This window comes from Mesorhizobium sp. M2A.F.Ca.ET.039.01.1.1 (assembly GCF_003998035.1).
GTDB lineage: Bacteria > Pseudomonadota > Alphaproteobacteria > Rhizobiales > Rhizobiaceae > Mesorhizobium.
This window is the reverse complement of the sequence record NZ_RZRY01000555.1, coordinates 1-4,265: the sequence shown is the minus strand read 5'-3', so window position 1 is coordinate 4,265 and position 4,265 is coordinate 1. Positions and strand designations below refer to the sequence as shown.

At 67.6% G+C, this 4,265-nt stretch carries 2 protein-coding genes; both read left to right on the top strand.

Annotation, left to right across the window (positions count from 1 at the left end; translation table 11 throughout):
* The first annotated feature begins 329 nt into the window (after positions 1 to 329).
* The gene (locus EOA24_RS29070) at positions 330 to 2,351 is read left to right on the top strand and encodes a hydantoinase/oxoprolinase family protein (RefSeq protein ID WP_127410340.1); all 2,022 of its coding nucleotides are present in this window, start codon (positions 330 to 332) and stop codon (positions 2,349 to 2,351) included.
* Between the two features lie 266 nt (positions 2,352 to 2,617).
* Positions 2,618 to 4,265, top strand: a 1,648-nt coding sequence (locus tag EOA24_RS29065) for a malate synthase G (protein ID WP_127410339.1), incomplete at its 3' end; no start/stop codon positions are given.

Below are 4,265 nucleotides of genomic sequence, written 5' to 3'. Positions count from 1 at the left end.
GTTGCGAAGGCCGGCTCGAGGCCCCCCTCTCTGCCCTGCCGGGCATCTCCCCCTCAAGGGGGGAGATTGGCAGTTCAAGCGCCTCGCTCCTTTCTACAACGTTGGCGATTGGCGAAAGCCGGCGTGACATCCGATCTCCCCCCTTGAGGGGGAGATGGCCGGCAGGCCAGAGAGGGGGGCCTCGCGCCGATGTCTCAAAGCTTGGGTCCCTCTCCCCACTTTGTCGGGCGAGGAACTTGCGCCCCTTGGCCCATCCCTCCAACCTTTATCCGGCAGCCCGTATCGGCTAAGGGCTTCGCGAAGCCCTCGACCCCGGACTGCCCGCAAAAATGACTGCCAAGCCTCACCCCCTCTTCCTCGGCATCGACACCGGCGGCACCTACACCGATGCGGTGCTGTGGTCGGAGGAGGGCGGACCCAAGGGCAAGGTCCTGGCCAAGGCGAAATCGCTGACCACGCGTCACGATCTCGCCGTCGGCATTTCCGGCGCGGTCGACGCGGTGCTTCAGCAATCCGCCACCGATCCGGCCGCGATAAAACTCGTCTCGATGTCCACGACACTTGCCACCAACGCGCTGGTCGAGGGCCAGGGCGGGCGCGTGGCGCTCGTCATGATCGGCTTTTCCGAGGCCGACCTTGCCCGCGACGGGTTGAAGACGGCGCTGGGCACCGACCCGGTGGTGTTCTGCCCCGGCGGACACGACGTGCACGGCAATGCCGCCAAGCTCGACCTTTCCGGCCTCGAGGCGGCGTTGCCGGAATTGGGCGGCTCGGTTTCGGGCTTCGCCGTCTGCGCCTATTTCGCCACCCGCAATCCGGCGCATGAGCTGGCGGCCCGCGACCTGATCCGCGAGAAGACCGGCTTTCCGGTCACAGCAAGCCATGAATTGTCGGCCAAGCTCGGCGGCCCGCGCCGCGCGCTTACCACGCTGCTCAACGCCCGCCTGATCTCGATGATCGACCGGCTGGTCGCGGCGACCGAAGGGTTTCTGGCCAAGCGCGGCATCGCGGCACCCCTGATGGTGGTGCGCGGCGACGGCGCGCTGGTCTCGGCCGCCTTTGCCCGCCAGCGGCCTATCGAGACGATCCTCTCGGGCCCGGCTGCCTCTCTTGTCGGCGCCCGCCACATGACCGGGCTGGACGACGCCATGGTCTCGGATATCGGCGGCACCACCACGGACGTCGCCGTGCTCGACGGCGGCCGCCCGCGCCTCGATCCGGAAGGCGCCACCGTCGGCGGCTTCCGCACCATGGTCGAAGCGGTCGCCATGCGCACCTTCGGCCTTGGCGGCGACTCGGAGGTCACGCTGGAAGACGGCGCGCTCGATCCGAAAATCCTGCTCGGGCCGCGCCGCCTGGTGCCGCTGGCGCTGGCCGGCATGGCGCATGGCGAGGCAGTCACCGCCGAGCTGGAACGGCAGCTGCGGGCGCCGAACCCCGGCCGCATGGACGGGCGGTTTGCCCTGCGCACCGGTGTGCCGGACCGACTCGCCGCCGGCCTCACCGCGCCGGAAGCGAAGCTCTACGAGGCGATCGGCACTGTCCCGCTGGCGCTTGATCGGCTGCTCTCGTCGAACGCGCAGAACGCCACGCTGAACCGGTTGGTCGCGCGCGGGCTGGTGCATATCTGCGGCTTCACGCCGTCCGACGCCGCGCATGTGCTGGGCAAGCAGTCGAACTGGGACGCCGCCACTGCCCGCCTGGGCGCCGAGCTGTTTTCGCGCCGCCGCGACGGCCGCGGCCAGGCGATCGCGGCGACACCCGAAGCCCTGGCCGAGCGCGTGCTGACGACGCTCACCCGCTGGTCGGCCGAATACATCCTCGAAACCGCCTTCGCCGAGGACGGGCTGGATGGCGCGGCCACCGTCGCGCATGCGCTGGTGCAGCGCGCGGTCGATGGCCATCCCGGCATCGCCCGCTTCACCGTCGCGCTCGACCGTCCGGTCATCGGGCTGGGCGCCTCGGCGCCGCTGCATTACGCCGGCTTGGCCGTGCTGGTCGGAAATGGCTGCATCGTGCCGGAGGACACCGACGTCGCCAACGCGCTTGGCGCCGTGGTCGGCCAGGTGCGCGTCTCGGCCGAGGCCCGTGTCAGCCAGCCCAAGGAAGGCCTGTTCCGCCTCGCCTCCGGCCAGACGGTGCGCGACTTCACCGAAGAGGCGAAGGCGATCGCGGCGGCCGAGGCCGATGTGCGCGCGCTCGCCGCCGAGCGCGCCAAGAACGCCGGCACCGACAGCGCCGAGATCGACGTCGCCACCGAGTTCAAGGTCTCGACCATCGAGGGCCAGCGCATGTTCATCGAGGCGCATGTGGTGGCCGTGGCGTCGGGAAGGCCTCGGATCGCGGTGTGAGTGCGCCTTCCTTCTCCCCGTAGAACGGGGAGAAGGTGCCCGAAGGGCGGATGAGGGGCAGCGCCGGCGAGTGTTGCTGTTCTCCTCGACTTCAATCGGCGGATCAACGCATGCTAATTGTCAACGCCGGCGCCGCCCCTCATCCGGCTGCCGCCACCTTCTCCCCGTAGAACGGGGAGAAGGAAGCCTTCACCCTAAGCCGAATTGACCCCGCAACCCCAAACATGCCAAAGGCCCCGGCAAGCTACCTATCTGGAGACGTGCTGATGACCGACCGCATCGAGATCGCCGGGTTGCGGATTGCCCGGGAGCTCCATGACTTCATGGCCGAGGAAGCCGCGCCGGGCACCGGCATCGATCCGGAAAAATTCTGGGAAGGCTTTTCCGCCATCGTCCACGATCTCGCGCCGAAGAACCGGACGCTGCTCGCCAAACGCGACGCCATGCAGGAGAAACTCGACGGCTGGTACCGCGAAAACGGCGCCCCGATCGACATGGAGGCTTACAAGGCCTTCCTGAAGGAGATCGGCTATCTGGTGCCGGAAGGCGCGGCGTTCAGCGTTTCGACGGAGCATGTCGACCCCGAGATCGCCGTCGTCGCCGGGCCTCAGCTCGTCGTGCCGGTGATGAACGCGCGCTATGCGCTCAACGCCGCCAATGCGCGCTGGGGCTCGCTCTATGACGCGCTCTACGGCACCGACGCCATTCCCGAGACCGGCGGCGCCGAGAAGGGCAAGGGTTTCAATCCCGCGCGTGGCGCGAAAGTCATTACTTGGGCTAAGGATTTCCTCGACCAGTCCGTGCCGCTGACCACCGGCAAATGGGCCGGCGTCAACGGGCTGTCGGTGGCGAATGGCGCGCTGAAAGCGGGTGAGGGCGCCGGCGCCACCACGCTCGCCGACCCAAAGCAGTTTGCCGGCTATCGCGGCGATGCCGAAAATCCGGAAGCCGTGCTTCTGGTCAAGAACGGCCTGCACATCGAAATCGTGATCGACCATGCCAACCAGATCGGCAAGACCGATCCGGCCGGCATTGCCGACGTCGTCCTGGAATCGGCTCTCACGACTATCCAGGATTGCGAGGATTCGGTCGCGGCCGTCGATGCCGAGGACAAGGTTGTGGTCTACCGCAACTGGCTCGGCCTCATGAAGGGCGACCTCGCCGAAGAGATCACCAAGGGCGGCAAGAGCTTTGTCCGCAAGCTCAATCCCGACCGCCGCTATACGGCGCCCAATGGCGGCCAGCTGCTTTTGCCTGGACGCTCGCTGATGCTGGTGCGCAATGTCGGCCACCTGATGACCAATCCGGCGATCACCGACCGCGATGGAAACGAGGTGCCGGAAGGCATCATGGACGCCGCCATCACCGCGCTGATCGCGCTGCACGATGTCGGCGAGAACGGCCGCCGCGCCAACTCCCGCGCCGGCTCGATGTATGTGGTGAAGCCCAAGATGCACGGGCCGGAAGAGGTTGCCTTCGCGGTGGAAATCTTCGACCGTGTCGAGGCGCTGCTCGGCATGCCGAAGAACACCATCAAGATGGGCATCATGGACGAGGAGCGGCGCACCACCGTCAACCTCAAGGAAGCGATCCGCGCGGCCAAGGAGCGCGTGGTGTTCATCAACACCGGCTTCCTCGACCGCACCGGCGACGAGATCCACACCTCGATGGAAGCCGGCCCGATGATCCGCAAGGGCGACATGAAGCAGGCCGCCTGGATCTCCGCCTACGAGGCCTGGAACGTCGACACGGGGCTCGAATGCGGGCTTGCCGGCCACGCCCAGATTGGCAAGGGCATGTGGGCGATGCCGGACCTGATGGCGGCAATGCTGGTTGAGAAGATCGCGCATCCCAAGGCCGGCGCCAACACCGCCTGGGTGCCCTCGCCGACGGCCGCGACGCTGCATGCCACGC

Bases quoted from the DNA above. Each gene is read 5' to 3' on its own strand.
- EOA24_RS29070 (WP_127410340.1), top strand. From the start codon at position 330: ATGACTGCCAAGCCTCACCCCCTCTTCCTCGGCATCGACACCGGCGGC.